This window comes from Burkholderia sp. WTPI3 (assembly GCF_021483755.1).
Taxonomy (GTDB): Bacteria; Pseudomonadota; Gammaproteobacteria; order Burkholderiales; family Burkholderiaceae; genus Burkholderia.
In genome coordinates this window covers 90,308-115,928 of the sequence record NZ_JAGIXF010000001.1, presented here as the reverse complement: position 1 = coordinate 115,928, position 25,621 = coordinate 90,308, and the positions used below count along the sequence as shown (strand labels likewise).

The following is a 25,621-nucleotide window of genomic DNA, read 5'->3' as shown; positions in this document are numbered from 1 at the left end:
CTGCGAACGGCTCGGAACCGGCAGGCCGAGATCGATCGCATAGCCGAAATCGTCGCCGGCAAAACCGAGCCTGAGGCTCACGGGCCCGCTGCGCACCGTGCCGGTCACCGGCGTGTCGCCGTTCAGCATCGCGCGCGAAAAGCGCTCGGGGCCGGCCCACAGCGTCGATGGCAGCCCGCCTTCGCGCGCGAGCGACGGAATCATGGCCTGCGCGGTGTCAGCAGCAGTTGCAGCGCGCGGTACACGCTCGACTTGCCGCTGCCGTTCGGCCCCGTGACAACGGTGAGCGCGGCGAGCGGCACGATCAGCTCGCGCAGCGAGCGGTAGTTGGCGATGGCGAGCGTCTTCAGCGCGGTCATGAGAAAGAAAGGGTTGCGGTACGGGCATGCGTTCAGCGGCCTCCGGTGGCCTTCGGGTCGGCCGCTGTGTTGGCCGCCGTGCTGGCGGCAGGCGGCCGCGCGTGCGGCCGCTCGGGATTGGGCTCTTCCGGCGCCGAATCGTGCGGATACAGCTCCATCCTGCTGCGCGGCAGGCATTGCGGATAGCGCGCCTGCAGGTACGCGATCAATCCCTCGCGCACGCGGCAACGCAGATCCCAGCACGCCGACGAATCGGCGGCGCTCACCAGCGCGCGCAACTGCATCGTGCGCTCGGTTGCGTCGGTCACCTGCAGCACCTGCACGCGGCCGTCCCACTCGGGCGCCGCATGGACGAGCCGCGCGAGTTCCTCGCGCAGCGGCGCAAGCGGCGTACGGTAGTCGACCGACAGGTACACCGTGCCGATGATCTCCGAGCTGCTGCGCGTCCAGTTCGTGAACGGGTTTTCGATGATCCACTGCAGCGGGACGACGAGCCGCCGCTGGTCCCAAAGCCGCACCGACACGAACGAGCCGGTGATTTCCTCGATACGGCCCCACTCGCCCTGGATCACGACGACGTCGTCGAGCCGGATCGGCTGCGTGAGCGCGATCTGCAGCCCGGCGATCAGGTTGCCGAGCACCGGCCGCGCGGCGATACCGGCGACGAGGCCCGCGACGCCGGCCGACGCCAGCAGGCTCGCGCCGACCTGGCGCACGTTCGGGAACGTCATCAGCGCGGCGCCCGTGCCGATGATCACGATCAGCACCATGACCGTCCGCACGAGCACCTTGGCCTGCGTATGGATGCGCCGTGCGTGCAGGTTGTCGGCCGTATCGATCGGATGGGCCTGGATGATCGCGTCGCCGACGCCGGCCGCGAGCCGCACCAGCAGCCAGGTCAGCGAGATGATCGAGCCGACCGCGGCGGCGGTGCGCATTCCGCGCACGAACGACATGCCATCGTCGGCCTGGATCCACAGGAATTCGAGCGCGAGCAGCGCGAGCGTGACGAGCGACGGCTTGTCGATGTAGCTCAGGATCACGCTCATGAGCGGATACGGCTGCGCGATACGCTTGACGATGCGCGCACCGAGTCGATGCACGATCACGACGACAAGCACGACGACGACCGACACGAACAGCGCGCCGAGCCACGAATGCAACGGCGCATCGGCGATGCGCTGCAATTCCTCGATTGAAATCATCGGCGCCCGGGATGCTTCGGTTATGAGGCGCGTCGGCCTCGTCCTGGATGCGTCGGCGATGTCCGGGCGTCGCGCACACCCGGACGCGGCGTCAAATCAGTTGCCGCCCTTGCAGGGAAACGCCTTGCCGAGACCGAGCGACACCGCGGTGCTCGCGTTGTAGTCGGCCAGCTTCGGATTCTCCGCGATGTACTTGCGCACCGCGTCGGTCATCTGCTGCGCCCGGATGTCGGGCGGCAGGCAGAAATACTGCCCGACGCGCGGCCCGGTGGTGCCGCCGATCGCGTCGATGGTGTTGTAGACGCCATCGGCGGCGCCTTCGATGTAGGCCGCGCACGACGCTCGCGACTTGACGTCCGTCTTCGCGCACAGCCGGTCGAGATCCGCGCCCGTGAACGCCGCCGCCGACAACGGCACGGCAAACGCCGCGGCACAAAACATAGCCCGCAACATGGTGTTCCTTATGTCAATGCGGCCCGAAGACCGCTCACTGCGCTGACCGGCGCGACGGCCGGACGCCCGCTGCCAGCCGGTTTCCGGCCGACCGGGCGCGCCCCGCCGTCGCGCCGAAACCGTCATTTTGCACTCTTTTGCGCATCTGCCGGCGTCGAGGCGCCGATGCGCACCGTCCGCTTGGTCAGGATCTCGATGGCGTCCGGCGCCTTGTAGTGCTTCGCGAAATCGAGCGCGGTGATGCCGAGCTGGTTCTTGACTTGCGGATCGGCGCCCTGGTCGAGCAGCAGCGTGACCGTCGACGCATGGTTGCCGCGCGCGGCCATCATCAGCGGCGTCGTGCCGTTCGGCGACGCGGTGTCGATGTAGGCGTCGTGGTCGAGCAGGATCTTCACGACCGCGTCCTGGCCGTTGGTGGCCGCGTAGTGCAGCGGCGCCCAGCCCTTCTTGCCGACTTCCGCGCCCTTGTCGATCAGCAGCTTGACGAGCCCGACGTCGCCGTTCAGCGACGCGAGCATCAGCGCGTTCTCGCCGGCCTTGTCTTCCTTCTCGAGGTCGACGTTCGGCGTCGTGGCGAGCGCCGCGGCGACCTTGTCGGACTTCTCGCGCGCGGCGATCACGAGCAGCGGGTCGCCGTTCGGCGCGAGCGTGTTCGGATCGAGCTTGCCGCTCTTGAGTTGCTGGCCGATGTCGGCGATGTCGTCGAACTTGACCGCCTTGACGACAGCGTCGAGCGACTCGGCGTGTGCGCCGGCGGCGGCAAACAGGCCGCTCGCGACAAGCGCGGCGGCGACGAGTGCGCGCTTGGGCAGGTATGTGGTCGGCTTCGTCATTGTTGTGGGCTCCTTCCCTGGGTTGTGGGCTGTGCCGCGCGTCGTTAGCGGGCGATCTTGAACAGCCGGAAAAAGTTTTGCGTCGTCGCATCGGCGAGCGCCTCGACGGCGATCCCGCGTTCCGCCGGGTGCGATAAAGCGTCCGACATGGCTGACGTACGCAGGTTCATTCGGCTTGCCGCGATACGGCACCGGCGCGAGGTACGGCGAGTCGGTTTCGATCAGCAACCGGTCGAGCGGCACGCGCCGCGCGACGTCCTGCACGTCGGTCGCGTTCTTGAACGTGACGATGCCCGACAGCGAGATATGGAAGTTCTGCGCGAGGGCCTGCTCGGCGACCGGCCACGGCTCGGTGAAACAGTGCATCACGCCGCCCGGCACGTCCGCGCGCTCCTCGGCCATGATCCGCAGCGTGTCTTCCGACGACGAGCGCGTGTGGATGATCAGCGGCTTCATGGTCGCGGTAGCCGCGCGGATATGCGTGCGAAAGCGTTCGCGCTGCCATTCCATGTCGTCGATGGAGCGGCCTTCGAGCCGGTAGTAGTCGAGCCCGTCTCGATCGCGACGACCTTCGGGTGCGCGGCCAGCTCGATGAGTTCGGCGAGCGTCGGCTCCCGTGCGTCCTCGTGATCCGGATGCACGCCGACCGATGCGTAGACGTTGTCGTGCGCCTGCGCTGATCGCGAGCACGTCGGGCAGCGTCTCGAAATCGACCGACACGCACAGCGCGTGCGTGACGTCGTGCTCGCGCATGTTCTCCAGCACGGCAGGCAGGCGGTCGGCGAGACCCTTGAAATTGATGTGGCAGTGAGAATCGACGAACATCGTGTTTCCTGAATACGTAAGGCGGGCGCTCACGCGCTCGCCGGCAATCGTTTCCCCACCCGGCGGAAACAATTCTCGCTCATGCGAACATTTCCCGATAATCGAGAAACAGTTCCTCGAATACGAGCCGCGCGTTGAGCGGATGGTTCTCGACGGTACGCTGGCGCGTCACGGCCTTCATGAAGCGCGCGAACGCATTCGCGTCGACCGCCTCGGCGCAGCGCGCGAGCGCCGTCGCGTGCGTCGGGAAGTAACGCGGCGCGCCCGCCATCCGCTGCGCGAGCAGATCGTACAGCCAGCGCTGCAACCAGCCGAGCACGAGCGGCATCGGCAGCTTCTGGAGCGCCTCGCCGCACGCGAACGGATCGCACGCGGCACCGGCCGCCGGCCGAGCGTGAAATCGCGCAGCGGCCGATTCTCGTCGCTCGCGAGCGCCAGCGCGGCGAGCGGCGCGCCGCCGGCTTCGGCGAGCAGCGCACGTGCATCGTCCACGCCTGGTGCCGAGAGCAAGGCCTGTGCCGTCTCCGGCGCCGGCACGGTCATCGGCCACTGGCGGCAGCGACTGATGATCGTCGGCAGCAGCCGGTCGATACGCGCCGACACCAGCAGGAACACGACGCCCGACGGCGGCTCCTCGAGCGTCTTCAGCAGCGCGTTCGACGCAGCGACGTTCAGCGCCTCGGCCGGATACAGCACGACGACGCGCGCGCCGCCACGGTGCGAGCCGACTCCGCAAAAGTCGAGCAACGCACGCACCTGCTCGATCTTGATTTCCTTGCTGGGTGCGCGCGTCTTTTTGCCGCCGTCGTCCGCGTCGGCCGGCTTCGCATCGTCGGCCGCGCCGGGCGCTTCGCCCGCGAGCGCCTCCGGCAGCACGATCCGGTAGTCCGGATGGTTGCCTTGGGCGAACCACGTACAGGCCGCGCAGGTGCCGCACGGCTCGCCGTTCGGTCGCGGCGCCTCGCACAGGAACCCCTGGGCGAGATGCTGCGCGAACTGCAGCTTGCCGATCCCGGCCTGGCCGTGCAGCAGCAGCGCATGCGGCCATTGCGCACGCAGTTGCTGCAGGCGGTTCCAGTCGTCGGTCTGCCACGGATAGATCATGTGGTGCGTTCCTTGCGTGTTACAGCGCGGCGAGCACGCGTTCGAGCTGCTGGCGAATCTCGGGAATCGACTGCGTCGCGTCGACGATCGCGAAGCGGTGCAGCGCCTCTTCCGCGCGGCGCAGGTATTCGCTGCGCGTGCGCGAGAAGAACGCGTCCGACTCGCTTTCGAACTTGTCGGGCATGCGCGCGGCGCCGCGGCGCTCGCTCGCGATTTGCGGCGCGACATCGAACAGCACCGTCAGGTCCGGCTGGAAACCGCCCTGCACCCAGCGCTCGAGCGTCTCCAGCTTGTCGCGCGGCAGCCCGCGGCCGCCGCCCTGGTATGCGAACGTCGCGTCGGTGAAGCGATCGGACACGACCCAGTCGCCACGCGCCAACGCGGGCTCGATCACGAGCGCGAGATGCTCGCGGCGCGCAGCGAACATCAGCAGCGCTTCGGTCTCGAGATCCATCGGCTGGTTCAGCAGGATCTCGCGCAGCTTCTCGCCGAGCTGCGTGCCGCCCGGCTCGCGCGTGACGACGACCTGCCGGCCGCTCGCGGCCAGTTTGTCTTGCAGGCGTTCGCAGAACCATTGCAGGTGGGTGGTCTTCCCCGCCCCGTCGATGCCTTCGAACGTAATGAATTTACCGCTCGCCATTTATTGACCTCGTATGTACTTGTCCACGGCCTTGTTGTGATCGCCGAGCGTGTCCGAGAACACACTCGTGCCGTCACCCTTCGCGACGAAATACAGCGCGCTCGTCTGAGCCGGATTGATCGCCGCCTGCAGCGAGGCGATGCCCGGCAGGGCAATCGGCGTCGGCGGCAGCCCGCGGCGCGTATAGGTATTGTAAGGAGTGTCCGCCTGCAGGTCGCGCTTGCGCAGGTGGCCGTCGTACGCGTCGCCGAGACCGTAGATCACCGACGGATCGGTCTGCAGCGGCATCCCTATGCGCAGCCGGTTCGCGAACACGGCCGCGACGAATGCGCGATCGGCCGCATGCCCCGTTTCCTTTTCGACGATCGACGCGATCGTCAGCGCGTCGTAAGGTGTCTTGTACGGCAGCCCCGGCGCACGCGCGGCCCACGCTTCGTCGAGGCGGGTCTGCATCAGGCGGTACGCGCGCCGGTAGATGTTCAGGTCGCTCGTGCCCTTGTCGAACAGGTAGGTGTCGGGAAAGAACAGCCCCTCGCCGCTGCCGCGCTGAATCGCGGTGTCCGACGCGCCGATCGCGCGCAGCAGCTCGGCATCGCTCATGCCGGCCGTCGAATGCGACAGATCGGGATTGCCGTCGAGCTCCGCACGCATCCGCTTGAAGGTCCAGCCCTCGATCACCGTCGCGACGTATTCGTTCACGTCGCCGCGCGCGATCTTCTGCAACACTTCATAGGGCGTGATCCCGGTCTTGAATTCGTAGTTGCCGGACTTCAGCCGGCTCGACAGCCCGAGCAGCCGCGTCATCGCGACGAATCCGAACGGCTCGATCGGCACGCCGCCGCGCTTGAGCTGCACCGCGACGCTTTTCACGCTGCTGCGCGGCTTGATCGTGACGTCGAGCGACGCGGCGCCCAGCAGCAGCGGCCGGCTTGCCCAGTAATACCCGCCGCCCGCGCCGGCAGCGGCCACAACGACGACCAGCGCCACGACAGTCGCGGCGCATTTCTTCAGTAGGGACATGGAAACGTGACTCAGGTAAGACCCATATAATACTTGCTCGCCTTCGTCAAAGTCAGGGTTGACTGTTCCCTCATTCCATGAGCACACCGTTCGCTTCACCGGCTGCCCAGGCCGCATCTGCCTCGCTCCCCGTTTTTCCCCGTCCGTCCGCCGCCGATTTCGACGCGCCGGGCGCCTGCATGCCGCTCGCGCAGTTCGGCGTGATCGACGTGGCCGGCGACGACGCCGCGACGTTCCTGCACAGCCAGCTCACCAACGACATCGAGCATCTCGACGCCGCGAGCGCGCGCCTGTCCGGCTATTGCTCGCCGAAGGGCCGCCTGCTCGCGTCGTTCCTCGCGTGGCGCGCCGGCCACGGCGTGCGCCTGCTGGTCTCGAAGGACGTGCAGGCCGCCGTGCAGAAACGGCTGTCGATGTTCGTGCTGCGCGCCAAAGCGAAGCTCACGGACGCGGGCGACACGCTCGCGGTGGTCGGCTTCGCCGGCGACGTGCGCAACGCGCTGTCGGGCATCTTCGACGCGCTGCCGGACGGCGTGCACGTGAAGGTCGACGGCCCTGCCGGCGCGCTGATTCGCGTGCCGGATGCCGCCGGCCGCAAGCGCTACCTGTGGATCGGGCCGCGCGAGGAAGTCGATACGCGCCTCGCCACGCTCGCCGACACGCTGCCGGTGGTGTCTCCTGCCGTGTGGGACTGGCTCGATGTTCGCGCGGGCGAGCCGCGCATCACGCAGCCGGCCGTCGAACAGTTCGTGCCGCAGATGGTCAACTTCGACGTGATCGGCGCCGTTAACTTCAGAAAGGGATGCTACCCGGGCCAGGAAATCGTCGCGCGCAGCCAGTATCGCGGGACGATCAAGCGCCGCACCGCGCTCGCGCACGTCTCCGGCGAGACCGACACCGTGCATGCCGGCATCGAGCTGTTCCACAGCGACGATCCGGGCCAGCCGTGCGGGATGATCGTCAATGCGGCGGCAGCGCCTGCGGGCGGCGTCGATGCGCTCGTCGAGATCAAGCTGGCCGCGCTCGACAGCGGCACGGTGCACCTCGGTTCGGCCGACGGTCCGGCGCTTGCGTTCGATGCGCTGCCGTACGCGTGGCCGACGGAAGTGTGATGCACTGATAACCCGTTCGCGCGCCGGTGCGCACGTTGCAGCCGGCGCCCGATGTTTCCTGCGAGAGATTCGCCCGATGTGTCTGATTGCCTTCGACTGGCAGCCTGATGCCGCCGCCGGTCCTGTCTTTACCCTCACCGCCAACCGCGACGAGTTCTTCCGTCGTACGAGTGCGCCGCTTTCATGGTGGGAGGACGTGCCGGGCGTGCTGGCCGGCCGCGATCTCGAAGCTGGCGGCACGTGGCTAGGCGTATCGCGCGACGGCCGTTTCGCGGCGCTGACGAACTACCGCGCGCCGTTCGACATTCGCGCGGGCGCGCCGACCCGCGGCAAGCTCGTCTCCGACTTCCTCGGCGGCCCGTCCGTCGCGCCGCTCGATTACCTCGGCGAACTGGCCGGGCACGCGGCCGTATACAACGGCTTCAATCTGCTCGTCGGCGACTGGAAGCGCCGCGAGCTCGCGTGGTTCTGCAACCGCGCGGCCGAAGGCGAAACGGGCGTCGCCGCGCCTGTGGCGATCGCCGCCGGCGTGCACGCGCTGTCGAATGCGCGGCTCGACACGCCCTGGCCGAAAGTCGTGCGCAAGCGTGCGGAACTCGGCACGCTGCTGACCGACAACCCGACGCCGTCGCTCGACGAGCTGATCGAGCTGATGCGCGACACGCATGTCGCCGACGACGATGCGCTGCCGCACACGGGCATTCCGATCGAGCGCGAACGTGCACTGTCGGCCGCGTTCATCGAAACGCCCGAATACGGCACGCGCGGCACGACCGCGCTACGCGTGACGATGAAGGAAGGCGTGCGGCTGACGGTAGACATCAAGGAGCGCTGCGACGACGACGGCTCGCACCGCACCGTGCGCCCGGGCACGTTCGAGCGCGCCTTCACGTTCGACATCGACGCGACGAAGCCGCGCTGAACGGGCGCGCGGCGCTACGGCGCGCGCGCCATCTCGACGTGCCGCACGCCGGCTTCGACGAACGGTTCGCCGACGGCCGCAAAGCCGTGCCGCTCGTAAAACGACACCGCAGCATCCAGCGCGTAGAGCCGCACCACCGGTTCGCCGCGGTGCCGCGCCGCATCCAGCAGCGCGTGCAGCACGGCTGACCCGGTGCCCTGCCCGCGCGCGTCGGCCAGCACCGCGACGCGGCCGATCGTGCCTGACGGCAGCAGCCGCCCGGTTGCGACCGCGCGACGCGCGCCGGTCGCAGTGTCGACCCGATAAGCGACGGCATGGAGCGACAGCGGATCCTCGTCATCGAGTTCCCATTCCGGCGGAATCTGCTGTTCGCGCACGAACACCGCATCGCGGATACGCGCGGCATCGCCGCCAAGCGACGTCCAGTCGCCCGTTTCCACCCAGCCGTCCGTCATCGCTTCCTCCGCGCGGCACCCGCGCCACCGCCAAACGCCGTCAAACGTCGTTGAATGCGGCCTTGAGCGCCGCAACCGCGTCGGCATGCGCGGCGCGTACTTCGGGCACATAGCCGCCCATCTTGAAGAACTCGTGGATCATCCCCGGATAGCAGACCAGCGTGACCGTATTGCCGGCCGCGCGCAGCTTCTCCGCGTAAGCGGCGCCTTCGTCGCTCAGCGGATCGTATTCGGCCGTCGCGATCCATGCCGGTGCGACGCCCGCGAACGACGGCGCATCGCGCTTGCCGTCGAGCGGCGCAAAGCGCCAGTCGTCGCGATCCGACCGGTCGCGCACGTATTGCCCGAAGAACCACTGGATCGTGTCCTGCGTCAGCAGGTAGCCGCTCGCGAGCCGCGCGTGCGATCCGGTGTCCTGGTAGCCCGTCACGCCCGGATAGATCAGCATCTGCAACGCAAGATCGATGCCCGCGTCGCGCGCGAGTACCGCGCAGACGGTCGCCAGCGTGCCGCCCGCGCTGTCGCCGCCGACCGCGAGTCGCGCGGCGTCGATGGCGAATGCGCCGGCCTCGCGATGCAGCCAGCGCAATGCGTCGTCGGCGTCGTTCACCGCGGTCGGGAACTTGTGCTCGGGCGCGAGCCGGTAGTCGACCGACAGCACCGCGCACTGCGCGTCGCGCGCGAACATCCGGCATAGCGCGTCGTGCGTATCGATGCTGCCGACGGTGAAGCCGCCGCCGTGGTAGTACACGAGCGCGGGCAGCGGTTCGGCGAGACTCGGCTCGACCGGCAGGTACAGCCGCGCGCCGATCGTGCGACCATCTCGCGTCGGCACGACGCACGCTTCGACCGAATGCATCGGCGCCGGCGCGATGTCGAGGATCGGCGCGCTCTTCTCGTACGCGGCGCGCGCCTGCTGCGGCGTCTGCTGGTGATAGGACGGACGTTTCGCGCGCTCGACCATGTCGAGCACCTGGGCGATCTTCGGATTCAGCGGCATCGGTGAGGACGGCGCGCTCGGCGCCGTGAACGGACAAGCGTCACATGATGCCACGTGCGGGTCAGACGAGCTGCACGAGCTGTTTGCCGAAATTGCGGCCCTTCAGCAGCCCCAGGAACGCGTCCGGCGCTCGCTCGAGCCCGTGCGCGATCGTCTCGCGGTAATGCAGCTGGCGCGTCGCGACGAGTTCGGCCAGCTCGGCCAGCGCGAGCGGCCATGCGTCGGGATGCTCGAACACGATGAAGCCCTGCATCGTCAGCCGCGAACGCAGGATCAGGCCGGGATTCGCGAGCGGCGCGGCAGCGCCGTCGTAACCGGAGATCATCCCGCACACGGCGATGCGGCCGAACGCGTTCATCCGAGCCATCGTCGCATCGAGCACCGCGCCACCGACGTTCTCGAAGCAGCCGTCGACGCCGTCCGGCGTCGCGGCGGCCAGGTCGTCGGCAAGCCGGCCGGCCTTGTAGTCGACGCACGCGTCGAAGCCGAGCGTGTCGACCACGTAACGGCACTTGTCGGGGCCGCCCGCGATGCCGACCGCGCGGCATCCGGCGCGCTTCGCGAGCTGGCCGACGACGCTGCCGACCGCACCGCTCGCCGCGCTGACGACGACGGTGTTGCCAGCCTTCGGCACGATGATCCGGTTCAGCCCGACCCAGGCGGTCACGCCCGGCATGCCCGTCACGCCGAGCCACGCGGACAGCGGCACCCGCGACGTGTCGACCTTGCGCAGTCCGCTGCCGTTCGACGTGCCGTATTCCTGCCAGCCGAACTGTCCGACCACGTGCTCGCCGACCGCAAAATCCGGATGCCGCGATTCGACCACCTCGCCCGCCGTGCCGCCGATCATCACTTCGTTCAGCGGCTGCGGCACCGCGTACGACTTCGAGTCGCTCATGCGTCCGCGCATGTACGGATCAAGCGACAGGAAATGGTTGCGCACGCGCAGTTCGCCGTCGGCGAGCGGCGCGAGCGGCGTCTCGACGAGCCGGAAGTTGTCGGCGCTCGCGGCACCTTGCGGGCGCGACACGAGCAGGATCTGGCGGTTGACCGTGTTCATTGCTGCCTCCTTCGTTTCATTCATGCGGCGTCGGGGCGGCGGCAGCCTGCGCGCCCATGCCCCAAAACAAAACAGCCCTGCCTGTGACCAGGCAGGGCCGCGCGTGGCAGCGCTTAAGCGTCGCTCGGGCCGGGCTGCGCGTCCGGCGCCGTACGCGTGCGTTGCCGCTTGATGTCGCGACCGACCGCGAGCCGCCGCATGTACTTGAACGTGCCGAGCGCCTTCGCGACGAAGTTGCCGTCGCTGTCGCGCACTTCGCCTTCACAGTACGCCATCGTCGTCGACCGATGCATCACGCGCCCGTATGCGCGCAACTCGCCGCGCCCGGGCTGCATGAAGTTCACCTTCATTTCGACCGTGACAACGCCGACGCCGTCATCGGTCAGGCTGCGCGCGGCCATCGCGAGCGCAATGTCCGACAGCGTCATCGTCACGCCGCCGTGCGCGATGCTCCACGTGTTCATGTGCCGTTCGTCGAGCGGCAACACGATCTCGCTCGCACCGTCCTTCGCGGACACCAGCCGCACGCCGAGCAGGTCGACGAACGGGCTTTCGATCGACGGACCGTCCGTCGGGGATGCCGCGTCGCTCATCATGCGCTGTCGGACAGGTAGTCGACGCACTGGCGCGATTCGGCCACCGCCACGACGAATTTCTTCACTTCCTGGTGAACGGGGTGCACCTGGTACGCGTCGAGCGCGGCCTGGTCCGCGAAATCGGACACGAGCACGACGTCGCTGGTCGCATCGAGACCCGGCGTCGCCACGCCGACATCGAGTTGCAGGATGCCGGGCACGAGATCGCGGCAGCCTTCGAGCTTTTCCTTCAGCCTGAGTGCGTTTTGCGCGCGCGTGCCGCCTTCCGCCGATTCCTTCAACTTCCACATTACTATGTGCCTGATCATGTAGTTCTCACTGGTTCGCGCCGGTTCGACAAATACCGCGGAGGCATTGCGTGGCGAGGGTTAGCGGGCGCTCGGCGGTTCGCCGTAGTTCATGGTTCACCGTCCACATCCGCACGAAAAACGGGTAATAAAGCGGGTACGTTCGAGCATCACCGACCCGATACCCGCCTCTTCATCATGCCACTCGCCGACGTCAAGATTCGGCAAGTCAAGGCAGACAACAAGCCTATCAAAATTACCGACGCCAATGGGCTCCATCGAGATTCGACCGGGCGGATCGCAACTCTGGCGCCTCGGCGCGCTAGTAATCGCGAACTGGTCGTACGGCGCTGATGCGCGACACCGGTGGAATCCTGCCCGACGTGAATTCGGATCGGCGTCTGACGGACAACGTGCGCGGCGCGATCGAAGGCAATGGCGACCACGTGGGCGACCTGCATGTGTGACTCGGGCCGGGGCATATGAGCGCGGTCGTGTCCGTAGTGACGGACAACCCGCAGGGCGACGCCCGCGCTTATCACCGTGCCCCGCAGCAATTCAGAAATCTGTCGCACGTTACCATCGAGGTTGTGCCTGCGACGCGCAGGCAATACGGATGGTAGACAAATCCACTGAAGTCGACACGAGTTTGTTCGGCCGCCGCGCCGCTATCGCGTGACCGGTTCAGCAAGCTTATCGCCAGCCGGATAACGTTGCCACATCCTGCGGACGGCTTCGCGCCGCTGTTCGGCAGGCCACCGCACGACGCACTGCAGCGGATCGCCGCCGACGCGACACGACCGCTCCCGACCAGGCTCGTCACCGACGTCGGGATAACGATCGCGAAGCAGTCGCTGGGGTCGAGGTTCACGAGTTCCGCGTATCACGGCACAGTGATCTGGTCGTGGCGGCAAGCGATGTGGGTTGCCACGCTCGATCGTCAGCTTGCGCACCGGACCGGCACCGCCGTGCCCAACCGCAATCCGCTTTCCCCCTCAGTGGACCTTGCGCTTCTTCCGGCGATAACGCCACGCGTCCAGTGCAGCGCAGCCGCCAAAGCCCACGCCGACCGCGACAAACGGCAATCCGATCGCGCACAGGATGAGGATCGCGCCCCACTGCTCGCCGAAACTGCGCACGACCGCGCGGTCGGGGTTGCGGGGATCGTAGAGCACGCGAACGGTGTCCCCGGCATTCAACGTATCGCTGGACGACGAACCCTGCGCGAAGGTAACGGTCCGGCCGGTGTCCGTCCGGAACGTGACGATCGCCGAGTCCATACTGCCGGCGCCTCGATCGCTGCGCTTGCGCTCCGCCATCTCGACGACCTGGCCGGTCGTGTGGATGTAATCGCGGACCTGCTTCTGGTTATGCACGTAAAGTGCGCCCGCGCCGCCCAGCAGGCCGGTACCCAGCAACAACGGCAATCCGGCGACGAGCGCGAGCCCGCCCATCATGCTCATTGCTTCGGATTGAGGTTTCGCATCGGACGCATGCCCGGCAGCCTGCTCGGGCTCCGTCGACGACGAACCATCCCGTCCGACCAGCACGCCGATCCCGGCAAACACGGTGCCCAGAATGGTCAGAATCCCGACGCCGAACCACCGTTCGAAAAAACCGGCGAAGATCACGCCGTCGGCCGGGTGAGCCGGGTCGTAATAGAGCCGGTCCCTGTCGCCCGGATCGGCGCTTGGCGACGTCGTGGCCAGCCGCCCCTTCACCTCGACGGCTTCGCCGCTCGCGGTGACGAACCGATAGACGGTCCGGTAGTGGCCGACGTCGTAGCCGTCGTGTGAAAACCCGACCACGACGGCTTCGGTCTCCGTCATGTGCGAAGCCGCCGAGATCGAGGTATAGACCCAGACGGCGGCACTCAGAAGCAGCGCGACACCGATCAGCAAGAACACGTTCACGCGTCGGCGCGCCGATGCGCGCGTCGCGCCGGTCGCGGCCATATCGGCGGGTTTGCGCGTTGACGTCCTGCGTGCCTTGCGCTGCCCGGCGACGCGCTGTGCGTACCCGGTCGTCGAAACACTGCGTCGCGCATCGACATTTGCGATATCGTCGCCGTCAGGCTTGCTCTTGTCGTTCATACAGCATGTCCGGTCTCGTCAGACCGACATGGTACGGTCCAGGATGCGCCACACTGCCGCATCGGCTCACCGCGACACGACCCGGTTCCGTCCATCACGCTTCGCCTGATACAACCGCTCGTCGACCACCCGCAGCAACGCATCGACCGTGCTCCCGTCGACGCCGTACTGCGCAACGCCGACGCTGACCGTCACCTGCACGCGCTTGAAATCGAGACCGAACGGCGAACTCGCGATCGACGAGCGGACGCGCTCGGCCGTCATGCGCGCCCCTTCTAGCGGCATCTCCGGCAACAGCGCCATGAACTCCTCGCCGCCGACCCGCGCGAGCGCACCCGCCGGACGAATCGCCTCGAGACACTGGCGCACGACGCCGCGCAGCACCTCGTCGCCGATCTGATGCCCGTATGCGTCGTTGATGTTCTTGAAATTGTCCAGATCGAGCGCGAGCAGGCAGAACGGCGTGCCGTCGCGTTCCGCGCGCACGATCTCCCGTTCGACCTGCGCGATGAACTGGCGACGGTTCGACGCGCCCGTCATCGGATCGGTCGCGGCCATGTATTCGAGCTTCTGGTTCGTGCGCCGCAACTCCTGCAGCGCGCTCTCGGCGCGCGCCATCGATTCCGACAGCCGGCTCATCAGATCTTCCTGGCTGTAGATCGCGGAAAACGAACGTGTCGTCTGCAACGCCTGCACCACGCCATAGCTGAGCAGGAAGAACCCGCCCGCGAAGATGGCATGCGCGAGCCACCACATGTGATTCCACGGCTTGCCGAGAATGAACGCGAGCGACGACAGCGCGAACGCCATGATCGACACGCCGTAGATCACCATCAGCGGCGAACGGATACGCCGCGCGAGGAGCACGCCGACGTTGAGCAGGGAAAACACGAGCGCGCCGCCTTCCATCGACATCCGTGTCCCGAGCGCGCCTGCGACGGGCGAATACGCGATGTACGCGACCGCCACGTCGACGATCAGGAAGAACACGATCCACGGCAGCCATGTCCGCGCGCGCGTGCGCTTCTCGATGCGGTCAGGCGGCTCCGAATACGACAACAGGCCGGTCAGCAGCAGGATCGACATCACGAGCCGCGAAGCGGGCCCGTACAGCAGGAACAGCCAGATGTTGTGGTGCGCCATCCCGGTGAACGCGCCATGCAACGCGTAGATCATCGCGAAGCCGAGAAAGCCGAGCGTGAGCCAGCGCAGCAACGGCTCACCGGAAGCCCGGTAGCAGACCCATGTCACGTAGGTGACGAACGCGCCCTCGAGGGTCGCGGCCGCGATCGCGAGTTCATGGAATGCATGGCTCTCGAACACGACGCGCGGGTCGCTGAAAAACCACAGATAGGCGATCAGATAGGCCGGCAGCAATGCGAATCCGACCAGCAGGCATTTTGCGTAGAGCCTCGCAGCCGCGCTCACGACGCGCGGCGGTTCCCCGGCAGCATAGATCGTACTCAATTCGGTCCCCGTTCGGTCTGCTGCGTGGTTCGAACTTCCACGGCGCCGGAAACGCACGATGCATCTGCGCCGGCTGCCGGGAACGCGGCGCGTACGTCGGAGCGACGCACACACGGGCCCATCCTGCCGAAAGACAAATGACAGAGCAAGTATAGGGGCGGCAATTCGTTTGACAAGTAAGGGGAAACGGCATCACCCGGCGGACGCCGTTTACCTTCTCTTCGTCACGAATCGCACCCGGCCATCGCGGATTCGCGCCGCGGTCGCGGCGTCTCCCCCATCAAGCCGCGACCGCCGGCGGACAAAGATCAGACGATTTCGAACAGGCCGGCCGCGCCTTGCCCACCGCCGATGCACATCGTCACCACCACGTATTTCACGCCGCGTCGCTTGCCTTCGATCAGCGCGTGGCCCGTCAGGCGCGCGCCCGACACGCCGTACGGGTGGCCGACCGCGATCGCGCCGCCGTTCACGTTCAGCCGTTCGTCAGGAATCCCGAGCGTGTCGCGGCAATACAGCACCTGCACCGCAAACGCTTCGTTCAGTTCCCACAGGCCGATGTCGTCCACCTTCAGCCCCGCTTGCTTCAGCAGCTTCGGCACCGCGAACACCGGGCCGATGCCCATCTCGTCCGGCTCGCAGCCGGCCACCGCGAAGCCGCGAAACACGCCGAGCGGCTGCAGCCCTTCGCGCCGCGCGACATCTGCGCTCGTCACGACGCACGCAGATGCGCCGTCGGAGAACTGGCTCGCATTGCCCGCGGTGATTACGCCGCCCGGCACGGCCGAACGGATCTTCGACACGCCTTCGAGCGTCGTGTCGGGCCGAATGCCCTCGTCAGCCGACACGGTAACTTCCTGCGTGAACAGCCGGCCCGTCGCCTTGTCGGCGATGCCCGCACGCACGGTGATCGGCACGATTTCGTCGCGGAAGCGCCCGGCCTCCTGCGCGGCCGCCGCGCGCAGTTGGGACTGCACGCCGTAGGCATCCTGTCGCTCCTTTGCAATTCCGTAGCGCTTGGCTACGTTCTCGGCCGTCTGCAGCATGTTCCAGTAGATCTCGGGCTTGTGCTCGACGAGCCAGCCTTCCTGGATCATGTGGCGGTTCATCTCGTTCTGCACGCACGAAATCGATTCGACGCCGCCCGCCACATACACGTCGCCCTCGCCCGCAATGATCCGCTGCGCGGCCAGTGCGATCGTCTGCAACCCTGACGAACAGAAACGGTTCACCGTCATCCCCGGCACGCTGACCGGCAGCCCGGCGCGCAGCGCGATCTGGCGCGCGATGTTCGCACCGGTCGCGCCTTCGGGATTGGCGCAGCCCATGATCACGTCCTCGACGCGCGCGGGGTCGAGCTTCGCGCGCTCGAGCGCGGCGGCAACCACGTGGCCGCCGAGCGTCGCGCCGTGCGTCATGTTGAACGCGCCGCGCCACGATTTCGCGAGCGGCGTGCGTGCGGTCGATACGATTACGGCTTCGGTCATGCGAGTCTCCTTCGGTCCTGCTGAATCGGATGGGAATGCGCTACGCCGTCGGGCGCGCGCCCGCGGACGTCACGTGTGCGACGCCCGCCGCCTGCATCTGTTGCCATGCGTGCGCGAGCGACCCGTTCAGGTCGATGGCGCGGCACGCATCGTTGATTACCGCAGCGTCGAAGCCCGCCGCGCGCGCATCGAGCGCCGACCACGCGACGCAATAGTCGGTCGCGAGCCCGCAACACCACACGCGCTTCGCGCCGAGCTCGTGCAGATAGCCGGCGAGCCCCGTGCGCGTCGTGCGGTCGGCTTCGACGAACGCGGAATAGCTGTCGACCTGCGCGTCGCCGCCCTTGCGGATCACGAGCCTGGCATGCGGGATGTCGAGGCCGCGATGCAGCGCCGCGCCTTCGGTGTCCTGCACGCAGTGCACGGGCCACAACACCTGCTCGCCGTACGGCAGCGCGAGCGTCGAGAACGGCTCGCGCCCCGGATGGTTCGCGGCAAACGACACATGCTCGCGCGGATGCCAGTCCTGCGTCAGCACGACCTGGTCGAAGCGCTGCGCGAGCGCGTTGATCACCGGCACGACCGCGTCGCCGTCCGGCACCGCGAGCGCGCCGCCCGGCATGAAGTCGTATTGCACGTCGATCACGAGCAGCACGTCGTCGGTGCGTTTCATTGCGTTTCTCCTGATTGGGTCGGTCGTGCCGTCACGCCGTGCCGTCAGCCGTTGAACCCGCGCCCGGCCTTGGCCAGCTCGACGATCGACGGCGCAAGCTGCCACGCGTCGCCGTTCGGCGCGGCCGCATAGCGGCGAATCGCGCGCTCGACGTTGTAGAGGCCGACCATGTCCGCGTACAACATCGGGCCGCCGCGCCACAGCGGGAAGCCATAGCCGGTCAGATAGACCATGTCGATGTCGGACGCCTTCGACGCGATCTTTTCCTCGAGGATCTTCGCGCCTTCGTTGACGAGCGCGAACACGAGCCGCTCGACGATCTCGTCGTCGCCGATCTTGCGCCGCTCGACGCCACGCTCCTTCGAATACGCAACGACCATCTCGTCGACGAGCGCCGACGGCTTCGCCTTGCGCTCGCCCGGTACGTAGTCGTACCAGCCGCCGCCCGTCTTCTGGCCGAAGCGGCCCAGCTCGCACAAACGGTCGGCGATCTTCGAGTACTGCAGATCGGGTTTCTCGACATAGCGGCGCTTGCGGATCGCCCAGCCGATGTCGTTGCCGGCGAGGTCACTCATCCGGAACGGACCCATCGCGAAACCGAACCTCTCGATCGCACGATCGACCTGCGCGGGTAGCGCGCCCTCCTCCAGCATGAAGAGCGCCTGGCGAATGTACTGCTCCACCATCCGGTTGCCGATGAAGCCGTCGCACACGCCCGACACCACCGCCGTCTTGCGAATCTTCTTGGCGACCGCCATCACGGTGGCGAGCACGTCCTTCGCGGTCTGCGCGCCGCGCACGACCTCGAGCAGCTTCATCACGTTCGCGGGGCTGAAGAAGTGCATGCCGACGACGTCCTGAGGACGCTTCGTGAAGGCGGCGATCCTGTCGACGTCGAGCGTCGACGTGTTCGATGCGAGGATCGCGCCGGGCTTCGCCACGGCGTCGAGCCGGCCGAACACCTGTTCCTTCACGCCGAGTTCCTCGAACACGGCCTCGATGATCAGGTCCGCATCCTTCAGGTCGTCGTAGGACAGCGTCGGCACGATCAGTGCCATGCGCGCGTCGAGCTTCTGCTGCGTGAGCTTGCCCTTCTTCACCTGCGCGTCGTAGTTCTTGCGGATCGTAGCGAGCCCGCGATCGAGCGCGTCCTGCTTCGTCTCGAGCAGCGTGACGGGCAGGCCCGCGTTGACGAAGTTCATCGCGATCCCGCCGCCCATCGTGCCGGCACCGATCACGCCGACGCGGCGAATCTCGCGCACCGGCGTATCCGACGGCACGTCGGGAATCTTGCTCGCCGCGCGTTCGCCGAAAAATGCGTGCCGCAGCGCACGGCTTTCCGGCGTCATCATCAACGCGACGAAGCCGTCGCGCTCGGCGACGCTGCCCTTGTCGAAGCCGTTCAGCACGCCCGCCTCGATCGCGTCGATGCACTTGTGCGGCGCGGGGAAATTGGGTGCGGCGGCGCGCGCGGAATTGCGCGCGAACTGGATGAAGCCCGCCGCATTCTCGTGGACGATCTTGCGATCGCGCACGCGCGGATGCGGCCCGTTCTGCGCGCCGGCCTTGCGCGCGAACGCGACGGCCGCGTCGAGCAGGTCGCCGTCGGCCATTTCGTCGAACAGCCCGCTCTTCGCGAGTTGCTCCGACGGCACCGGCGCGCCCGACACGATCATGTTCAGTGCGGTTTCGAGCCCCACCGCGCGCGGCAGGCGCTGCGTGCCGCCGGCGCCCGGCAGCAGCCCGAGCTTTACTTCGGGCAGCGCGATCTGCGCCCCCGGTGCCGCGACGCGATAGTGCGCACCGAGCGCGAGTTCCAGGCCGCCGCCCATCACGACGCTGTGCAGCGCCGCGACGACCGGCTTCGCGCTCGCCTCCACCGCGCGGATCACGGTGTGCAGCGTCGGCTCCTGCAGTGCCTTCGGGGTATTGAATTCGGTGATGTCGGCGCCGCCCGAGAACGCGCGGCCCGCGCCGGTCAGCACGATCGCCGTGACCGACTGATCCTGCGCGGCACGCTCGAGCGCGTCCATGACGCCGAGCCGGGTCGACAGGCCTAGCCCGTTGACGGGCGGATTGTTGAGCGTGATGACGGCCACGCCGTCGCGAGTCGAGTAATCCACTGCCATCTGCCTGCCTCCATGCATCGCGCGCCGGGGTGGCTGCGCTTCATTGTGCCCGGTCGAACGGCCGCATGTCCGGATCGAACGGAGGCAGCATACAACGAAAAAGCACGGTCGTTCAATTTGAATTTCTCCCGATCCGGGGGCCGGATCGGGCAACCGTGCGGCGGGCCGACTCCGGCCACGGGGACTTACGGCTCGCAGACCGCCGTCGGCAGTACGTAGTCGCGGAACGTCTCGCGCAGCTTGAGCTTCTGCAGCTTGCCGGTCGCGGTGTGCGGCAGCGATTCGACGAACACGACGTCGTCGGGCACCCACCACTTCGCCACCTTGCCGTCGTAGAACGCGAGCAGCGCCTCGCGGGTCAGGTTCGCGCCTTCGCGCGGCACCACGACGAGCAGCGGCCGCTCGGTCCATTTCGGATGCGCGCAGGCGATGCAGGCAGCTTCGGCGACGCCCGGATGCGCGATCGCGACATTCTCGATATCGATCGAGCTGATCCACTCGCCGCCCGACTTGATCACGTCCTTGCTGCGGTCGGTGATCTGCAGGAAGCCGTCGGGGTCGATCGTCGCGACGTCGCCGGTCGGGAACCAGCCGTCCGACAGCGGCGACGTATCGCTCCTGAAGTAGTGGTCGATCACCCACGGCCCGCGCACCTGCAGTTCGCCGAACGCGACGCCGTCCCATGGCAGTTCGTGCCCGTCGTCGCCGACGATCCGCATGTCGACGCCGCAAATCACGCGGCCCTGCTTTTCCAGCAGCTTGCGCTGCGCGTCGGGCGAGCGCTGCGACTGCGCCCAGTTCAGTTTCGCGAGCGTGCCGAGCGGCGACAGCTCGGTCATCCCCCATGCGTGGATCACGCGCACGCCGTATTCGTCTTCGAACGTGCGCAGCATCGCGGGCGGGCACGCGGAGCCGCCGATCACCGTGCGGTTCAGCGTCGAGAAACGCACGCCGGCCTCGCGCATGTAGTTCAGCAGCCCGAGCCACACGGTCGGCACGCCCGCGGAGAACGTCACGCGCTCGGCCTCCATCAACTCGTACAGCGACTTGCCGTCAAGATCCTTGCCGGGCAGCACCAGCTTGCCGCCGGTGAGCGGCACCGCATACGGCAGCCCCCACGCGTTCACGTGGAACATCGGCACGACGGGCAGCACGGCGTCGAGCGCCGACAGGTTCATTGCATCGGGCAGCGCGGCGCCGTATGCATGCAACACCGTCGAGCGGTGCGAATACAGCACGCCCTTCGGGTTGCCGGTCGTACCCGACGTGTAGCACAGGCCCGACGCCTGCAGTTCGTCGAGGCGCGGCCAGTCATAGCGGCCGTCCTCGGCGTCGACGAGCGTTTCATAGCACAGGTACGGCGTCGCGCCGGACGGCAAGTGTGCGGCATCCGTCATCGCGATCCAGCCCTTCACGTTCGGACACTGCGGCGCGATCGCATCGACGAGCGGCGCGAAATTGATGTCGAAGAAGACGTAGCGGTCTTCCGCGTGATTGACGATGTATGCGATCTGCTCGGGAAAGAGGCGCGGGTTGATCGTGTGGCACACGGCGCCCATCCCGCCGATCCCGTAATAGGCCTCCAGATGCCGATAGCCGTTCCACGCGAGCGTGCCGACGCGCTCGCCCGATTCGACGCCGAGCCGTGCAAGCGCCTGTGCGAGCCGCTTCGCGCGTTGCTCGCAATCGCGGTACGTGTAGCGATGCAGGTCGCCTTCCACGCGCCTCGACACGATCTCCGTGTCGCCCGCATGCCGCGCGGCATGCGCGATCAGCGACGACACCAGCAACGGCATGTCCATCATCTGGCCCAGCAACGGCTTACCCATCTTCTTGTTCTCCCGGAAGGACGCGAATCGGTGACCAGCCTCGAAGCAGTGCGCCGGATTACCACCTGTCCACGACCCGCACATGCCTCGCGCGAGGCGTGCGGGCCGCCATGCGGGCGGCGCGGCGCCGCCTTACAATATCGACTTACCCAGAGGCGCTCAACATGTCGTTTTCCCGAAGCGCAGCCGATGCGGCTGACACACTCCCCGACCTCGCCGCCACGCTCGGCGCGCCCGCCGAAGGCGCGTTCGTCACGCTCGGCGATGCGTTTCATACACGGCTGCCGGCCGCGCCGCTGCCCGCGCCGTATGTCGTCGGCTTTTCCGACGAAGTCGCGCAACTGCTCGGCCTGCCGGCATCGATCGTCGCGCAGCCCGGCTTCGCCGATCTGTTCGCCGGCAACCCGACACGCGACTGGCCCGCGAACGCGATACCGTATGCGTCGGTGTATTCCGGTCACCAGTTCGGCGTATGGGCCGGCCAGCTCGGCGACGGCCGCGCACTGACGATCGGCGAACTTCCCGGCCCCGACGGCCGGCGCTACGAACTGCAGCTCAAGGGCGGCGGCCGCACGCCGTACTCGCGCATGGGCGACGGCCGCGCGGTACTGCGCTCGTCGATCCGAGAATTCCTGTGTTCCGAAGCGATGCATCATCTCGGCATTCCGACCACGCGCGCGCTCACGGTGATCGGCTCCGATCAGCCGGTGGTACGCGAGGAAATCGAGACGTCGGCGGTCGTCACGCGCGTATCGGAGAGCTTCGTGCGCTTCGGTCACTTCGAGCACTTCTTCTCGAACGATCGCCCCGACCTGCTTCGCCAGCTCGCCGACCATGTGATCGACCGCTTTTATCCCGCGTGCCGCGAGGCCGACGATCCGTACCTCGCGCTGCTCGAAGCCGCGATGTTCCGCACGGCCGATGTCGTCGCGCAATGGCAGGCGGTCGGCTTCTGCCACGGCGTGATGAACACGGACAACATGTCGATCCTCGGCGTGACGATCGACTACGGCCCGTTCGGGTTCGTCGACGCGTTCGACGCGAATCACATCTGCAACCACTCCGACACGAGTGGCCGGTATGCGTACCGGATGCAGCCGCGCATCGCGCACTGGAACTGCTATTGCCTCGCGCAGGCGCTGCTGCCGCTGATCGGGCTGCAGCACGGCATCGCCGACGACGATGCGCGCGCCGAGCGTGCGGTGGAAGACGCGCAGGCCGTGCTCGCGAAGTTTCCGGAGCGCTTCGGCCCCGCGCTCGAGCGCCTGATGCGCGCGAAGCTCGGCCTCGAGCTCGAACGCGAGAACGACGCGGAGCTCGCCAACAAGCTGCTCGAAACGATGCACGCGAGCCACGCGGACTTCACGCTGACGTTCCGACGGCTCGCGCAGTTGTCGAAGCACGACGCGAGCCGCGACGCGCCGGTGCGCGACCTGTTCATCGATCGCGACGCATTCGATGCATGGGCGAACCTCTACCGCGCGCGGCTGTCCGACGAAACGCGCGACGACGCGGCGCGTGCCGCCGCGATGAACCGCGTGAACCCGAAATACGTGTTGCGCAACCATCTGGCCGAAGTCGCGATCCGGCGCGCGAAGGAGAAGGATTTTTCCGAAGTCGAGCGACTCGCACAGGTGCTGCGCCGCCCGTTCGACGAACAACCGGAACATGAAGCATATGCGGCATTGCCGCCCGACTGGGCCGGGTCGCTCGAAGTGAGCTGCTCGTCGTGACCCGCACGCCCCGACCGACCGATCAGGAGAACCCCCACATGTCACACGATTCCGACGACAAGACTTTCCCGTACCAGAAGGACGACGCCGAACTGCGCCGCCGCCTCACGCCGATGCAGTATGAAGTGACGCAGCACGCGGCGACCGAGCGCGCGTTCACCGGCGAATACACCGACACGGAAGATGCCGGCATCTACAAATGCGTCGTCTGCAGCACCCCGCTGTTCGAATCCGGCGCCAAATTCCATTCGGGCTGCGGCTGGCCCAGCTACTTCAAGCCGCTGAATGGCGAAGTGATCGACGAGAAGATCGACCGCTCGCACGGGATGGTGCGCGTCGAGGTCCGCTGCAACCATTGCGGCGCGCATCTCGGCCACGTGTTCGAGGACGGCCCGCGAGACAAGACCGGTTTGCGGTACTGCATCAATTCGGCTGCGTTAAACTTCGAGTCCCGACCCGAAAACGAATGAGCGGCGCCGGACGGATCCGACGGCAGCCTCCCCGGCTGCCGCGGTCCGCGACGGTGGCGCCTGGCGGGTCCCTACAACGGTGAAAGGCCGCGCGATGCGACCTTTCACGCAGCTGCGAGCGCCATGAAATTCCTGTTCGATCTGTTTCCGATCATCCTGTTTTTCGCCGCCTTCAAGGTCTGGGGCATCTTCACCGCCACCGCCGTCGCGATCGTCGCGACGCTGGCCCAGGTCGCCTGGGTCGCCTTCCGGCACCGGAAGGTCGACACGATGCTGTGGGTCAGCCTCGGCGTGATCGTCGTGTTCGGCGGCGCCACCCTCGTCCTGCATGACGAAAAATTCATTCAATGGAAACCGACTGTGCTGTACTGGCTGTTTGCGATCGGGCTGCTCGCCGCGCGCTATGCGTTCGGCAACAACCTGATCGAGAAGATGATGGGCAAGCAGCTCACGCTGCCGCATCCCGTGTGGGACAAGCTGAACGTCGCGTGGGCGCTGTTCTTCGCAGTGCTCGGCGTCGCGAACCTGTACGTGGTGCACAACTACACCGAATCGCAGTGGGTGAACTTCAAGCTGTTCGGCACGACGGGCGCAATGGTCGTGTTCATCATCCTGCAGAGCCTGTGGCTCACGAAGTACCTGAAGGACGAGTAACATGAGCGACACCTTTCTCCACGCATCGCCCGACGAACGCATCGCGCTGATCGAGGCGCGTCTCACCGCATCGCTCGCGCCGCAGTCGCTCACGGTACGCGACGACAGCGCACAGCACGCGGGCCATGCCGGCGCCGCCGCCGGCGGCCATTACACGGTAACGATCGTGTCGGCCGCCTTCGCCGGCAAACCACGCGTCGCACGGCACCGGCTGGTGTATGATGCGCTCGCTGATGCGATGCAGCGCGGCATTCACGCGCTCGCGATCGTGGCTTACACGCCCGAAGAATTCAACGAATCTTCAATCTAGTCTCATTAGGAATTCCCGATGATCCTGAAATCCCCCCGCCTGTGGGTCGCGGCGGCTGCCTTTGCAGCGGCACCTGCATTTGCCCAGAACATCGCCGTCGTCAACGGCACGCCGATTCCGAAGTCGCGCGCCGATGCAATGGTCGCGCAGCTCGTCCAGCAAGGCCAGACCGACAGCCCGCAACTGCAGCAGGCCGTGCGCCAGGAACTCGTGAACCGCGAAATCCTGATGCAGGAAGCAATCCGCGAAGGCATCCCGAGCCGCCCGGACGTGAAGGCGCAGATCGCCGTCGCACAGCAGACGGTCGTGCTGCGCTCGATGATCGAGACCTTCCTGAAGAAGAACCAGCCGACCAACGCCGAGGTGAAGGCACGTTACGACGATCTCGTGAAGACCGCCGGCGGCAACCGCGAATACCACCTGCACCACATCCTCGTCGACAGCGAGCAGCAGGCGAAGGATCTGATCGCGAAGATCAAGGCCGGCGCGAAGTTCGAAGACCTGGCGAAGCAGTACTCGAAGGATCCGGGTTCGGGCAAGAACGGCGGCGACCTCGACTGGTCCGATCCGAAGGCGTACGTGCCGGAATTCGCAGCGGCTGCGCAGAAGCTGCAGAAAGGCCAGATGACCGACGAGCCGGTGAAGACGCAGTTCGGCTGGCACATCATCCGTGTCGACGACATCCGCGACGTCGCACCGCCGCCGTTCGACCAGGTGAAGGCGCAGATCGCGCAGCAGCTCGTGCAGCAAAAGCTGCAGGCATTCGAGGAAAACCTGCGCCAGCAGGCAAAGATCCAGTAACGCCGGCGACGATCGCCCACGCAAAGGCCACTCATCGAGTGGCCTTTTTTCATGCGCGCTTGCTACGCATTGCCGCGAAGGCCGTGCGAAGAAAAAGGCCGCTC

At 67.0% G+C, this 25,621-nt stretch carries 24 protein-coding genes and 3 pseudogenes; 8 read left to right on the top strand and 19 right to left on the bottom strand.

Features of this window, described 5'->3' with window-relative positions; genetic code table 11:
* Positions 1 to 200: 200 nt before the first annotated feature.
* The 8 genes and pseudogenes from J7024_RS37225 to mltG form a co-directional block, all read right to left on the bottom strand.
* Complete coding sequence (locus J7024_RS37225) at positions 201 to 359, bottom strand: AAA family ATPase (protein ID WP_327796252.1); 159 nt, start codon at positions 357 to 359, stop codon at positions 201 to 203.
* 32 nt (positions 360 to 391) lie between these two features.
* Complete coding sequence (locus J7024_RS00535) at positions 392 to 1,564, bottom strand: mechanosensitive ion channel family protein (RefSeq protein WP_234744711.1); 1,173 nt, start codon at positions 1,562 to 1,564, stop codon at positions 392 to 394.
* A gap of 96 nt (positions 1,565 to 1,660) precedes the next feature.
* A complete protein-coding gene (locus tag J7024_RS00530; RefSeq protein WP_031399254.1) occupies positions 1,661 to 2,017 on the bottom strand; it encodes a Rap1a/Tai family immunity protein in 357 nt (118 codons plus the stop codon).
* A 122-nt stretch (positions 2,018 to 2,139) separates the two neighbouring features.
* Positions 2,140 to 2,850 carry an ankyrin repeat domain-containing protein gene (locus J7024_RS00525; RefSeq protein ID WP_124828460.1) on the bottom strand — a complete coding sequence of 237 codons (711 nt, stop codon included), beginning with the start codon at positions 2,848 to 2,850 and terminating at the stop codon, positions 2,140 to 2,142.
* Positions 2,851 to 2,894: 44 nt separating this feature from the next.
* A pseudogene (locus J7024_RS00520) lies at positions 2,895 to 3,675 on the bottom strand (TatD family hydrolase).
* A gap of 79 nt (positions 3,676 to 3,754) precedes the next feature.
* Positions 3,755 to 4,779 (bottom strand): annotated as a pseudogene (locus J7024_RS00515) (DNA polymerase III subunit delta').
* Positions 4,780 to 4,798: 19 nt separating this feature from the next.
* A complete protein-coding gene (gene tmk, locus J7024_RS00510; protein ID WP_124828457.1) occupies positions 4,799 to 5,419 on the bottom strand; it encodes a dTMP kinase in 621 nt (206 codons plus the stop codon).
* Complete coding sequence (mltG, locus tag J7024_RS00505) at positions 5,420 to 6,439, bottom strand: endolytic transglycosylase MltG (protein ID WP_124828456.1); 1,020 nt, start codon at positions 6,437 to 6,439, stop codon at positions 5,420 to 5,422. It lies immediately after the preceding gene.
* Positions 6,440 to 6,516: 77 nt separating this feature from the next.
* Here mltG and ygfZ point away from each other — a divergent pair, with 77 nt between their 5' ends.
* Both ygfZ and J7024_RS00495 read left to right on the top strand, forming a co-directional pair.
* Entirely contained in the window at positions 6,517 to 7,551 is a 1,035-nt protein-coding gene (ygfZ, locus tag J7024_RS00500; RefSeq protein ID WP_234744710.1) for a CAF17-like 4Fe-4S cluster assembly/insertion protein YgfZ, read from the top strand.
* Between the two features lie 76 nt (positions 7,552 to 7,627).
* Positions 7,628 to 8,473 carry an NRDE family protein gene (locus J7024_RS00495; protein ID WP_124828454.1) on the top strand — a complete coding sequence of 282 codons (846 nt, stop codon included), beginning with the start codon at positions 7,628 to 7,630 and terminating at the stop codon, positions 8,471 to 8,473.
* Between the two features lie 14 nt (positions 8,474 to 8,487).
* Here the strand turns inward: J7024_RS00495 and J7024_RS00490 are convergent, their stop codons facing one another.
* The 5 genes from J7024_RS00490 to J7024_RS00470 form a co-directional block, all read right to left on the bottom strand.
* Complete coding sequence (locus J7024_RS00490; RefSeq protein ID WP_124828453.1) at positions 8,488 to 8,928, bottom strand: GNAT family N-acetyltransferase; 441 nt, start codon at positions 8,926 to 8,928, stop codon at positions 8,488 to 8,490.
* Between the two features lie 40 nt (positions 8,929 to 8,968).
* Entirely contained in the window at positions 8,969 to 9,928 is a 960-nt protein-coding gene (locus J7024_RS00485; protein WP_124828452.1) for an alpha/beta hydrolase, read from the bottom strand.
* Between the two features lie 61 nt (positions 9,929 to 9,989).
* Positions 9,990 to 10,988: an NADP-dependent oxidoreductase gene (locus J7024_RS00480; protein WP_124828451.1), complete on the bottom strand. Its 999-nt coding sequence runs from the start codon at positions 10,986 to 10,988 to the stop codon at positions 9,990 to 9,992.
* A gap of 113 nt (positions 10,989 to 11,101) precedes the next feature.
* Positions 11,102 to 11,581, bottom strand: coding sequence for a PaaI family thioesterase (locus J7024_RS00475; RefSeq protein ID WP_006753420.1), 480 nt, complete (start codon positions 11,579 to 11,581; stop codon positions 11,102 to 11,104).
* Complete coding sequence (locus J7024_RS00470) at positions 11,581 to 11,892, bottom strand: Dabb family protein (protein WP_124828450.1); 312 nt, start codon at positions 11,890 to 11,892, stop codon at positions 11,581 to 11,583. The genes J7024_RS00475 and J7024_RS00470 overlap by 1 nt, the downstream gene beginning before the upstream one ends.
* Positions 11,893 to 12,184: 292 nt before the next feature.
* Here J7024_RS00470 and J7024_RS00465 point away from each other — a divergent pair.
* Positions 12,185 to 12,494 (top strand): annotated as a pseudogene (locus J7024_RS00465) (CDF family Co(II)/Ni(II) efflux transporter DmeF); the annotation flags it as partial.
* 372 nt (positions 12,495 to 12,866) lie between these two features.
* On the opposite strand, the gene J7024_RS00455 reads toward J7024_RS00465, so the two are convergent.
* The 6 genes from J7024_RS00455 to J7024_RS00430 all read right to left on the bottom strand — a co-directional run bounded on the left by J7024_RS00455 (position 12,867) and on the right by J7024_RS00430 (position 21,549).
* A complete protein-coding gene (locus tag J7024_RS00455) occupies positions 12,867 to 13,826 on the bottom strand; it encodes a DUF3592 domain-containing protein (protein ID WP_234744709.1) in 960 nt (319 codons plus the stop codon).
* 204 nt (positions 13,827 to 14,030) lie between these two features.
* On the bottom strand, positions 14,031 to 15,431 hold the full coding sequence (locus tag J7024_RS00450) for a sensor domain-containing diguanylate cyclase (RefSeq protein WP_124828448.1): 1,401 nt from the start codon (positions 15,429 to 15,431) through the stop codon (positions 14,031 to 14,033).
* Between the two features lie 308 nt (positions 15,432 to 15,739).
* Positions 15,740 to 16,918, bottom strand: a complete 1,179-nt coding sequence (locus J7024_RS00445) for an acetyl-CoA C-acyltransferase (RefSeq protein ID WP_124828447.1) — start codon at positions 16,916 to 16,918, stop codon at positions 15,740 to 15,742.
* Between the two features lie 40 nt (positions 16,919 to 16,958).
* The gene (gene pncA, locus J7024_RS00440) at positions 16,959 to 17,591 is read right to left on the bottom strand and encodes a bifunctional nicotinamidase/pyrazinamidase (protein ID WP_124828446.1); all 633 of its coding nucleotides are present in this window, start codon (positions 17,589 to 17,591) and stop codon (positions 16,959 to 16,961) included.
* Between the two features lie 44 nt (positions 17,592 to 17,635).
* Positions 17,636 to 19,720 carry a 3-hydroxyacyl-CoA dehydrogenase NAD-binding domain-containing protein gene (locus J7024_RS00435; protein WP_175751229.1) on the bottom strand — a complete coding sequence of 695 codons (2,085 nt, stop codon included), beginning with the start codon at positions 19,718 to 19,720 and terminating at the stop codon, positions 17,636 to 17,638.
* A gap of 185 nt (positions 19,721 to 19,905) precedes the next feature.
* On the bottom strand, positions 19,906 to 21,549 hold the full coding sequence (locus tag J7024_RS00430) for a 3-(methylthio)propionyl-CoA ligase (RefSeq protein WP_124828444.1): 1,644 nt from the start codon (positions 21,547 to 21,549) through the stop codon (positions 19,906 to 19,908).
* A gap of 164 nt (positions 21,550 to 21,713) precedes the next feature.
* Between J7024_RS00430 and J7024_RS00425 the strand changes: the two genes are divergently transcribed.
* The 5 genes from J7024_RS00425 to J7024_RS00405 all read left to right on the top strand — a co-directional run bounded on the left by J7024_RS00425 (position 21,714) and on the right by J7024_RS00405 (position 25,517).
* Positions 21,714 to 23,282, top strand: coding sequence for a protein adenylyltransferase SelO (locus J7024_RS00425; RefSeq protein ID WP_124828443.1), 1,569 nt, complete (start codon positions 21,714 to 21,716; stop codon positions 23,280 to 23,282).
* A 38-nt stretch (positions 23,283 to 23,320) separates the two neighbouring features.
* Positions 23,321 to 23,752 carry a peptide-methionine (R)-S-oxide reductase MsrB gene (gene msrB / locus J7024_RS00420; protein ID WP_059529717.1) on the top strand — a complete coding sequence of 144 codons (432 nt, stop codon included), beginning with the start codon at positions 23,321 to 23,323 and terminating at the stop codon, positions 23,750 to 23,752.
* Positions 23,753 to 23,875: 123 nt separating this feature from the next.
* Positions 23,876 to 24,406 (top strand): septation protein A, encoded by a 531-nt coding sequence (locus tag J7024_RS00415; RefSeq protein ID WP_006753406.1) that lies wholly within the window; start codon positions 23,876 to 23,878, stop codon positions 24,404 to 24,406.
* A 1-nt stretch (position 24,407) separates the two neighbouring features.
* The gene (locus J7024_RS00410) at positions 24,408 to 24,716 is read left to right on the top strand and encodes a BolA family protein (protein WP_124828442.1); all 309 of its coding nucleotides are present in this window, start codon (positions 24,408 to 24,410) and stop codon (positions 24,714 to 24,716) included.
* Between the two features lie 18 nt (positions 24,717 to 24,734).
* Positions 24,735 to 25,517 carry a peptidylprolyl isomerase gene (locus J7024_RS00405; RefSeq protein ID WP_234744708.1) on the top strand — a complete coding sequence of 261 codons (783 nt, stop codon included), beginning with the start codon at positions 24,735 to 24,737 and terminating at the stop codon, positions 25,515 to 25,517.
* Positions 25,518 to 25,621 lie beyond the last annotated feature (104 nt).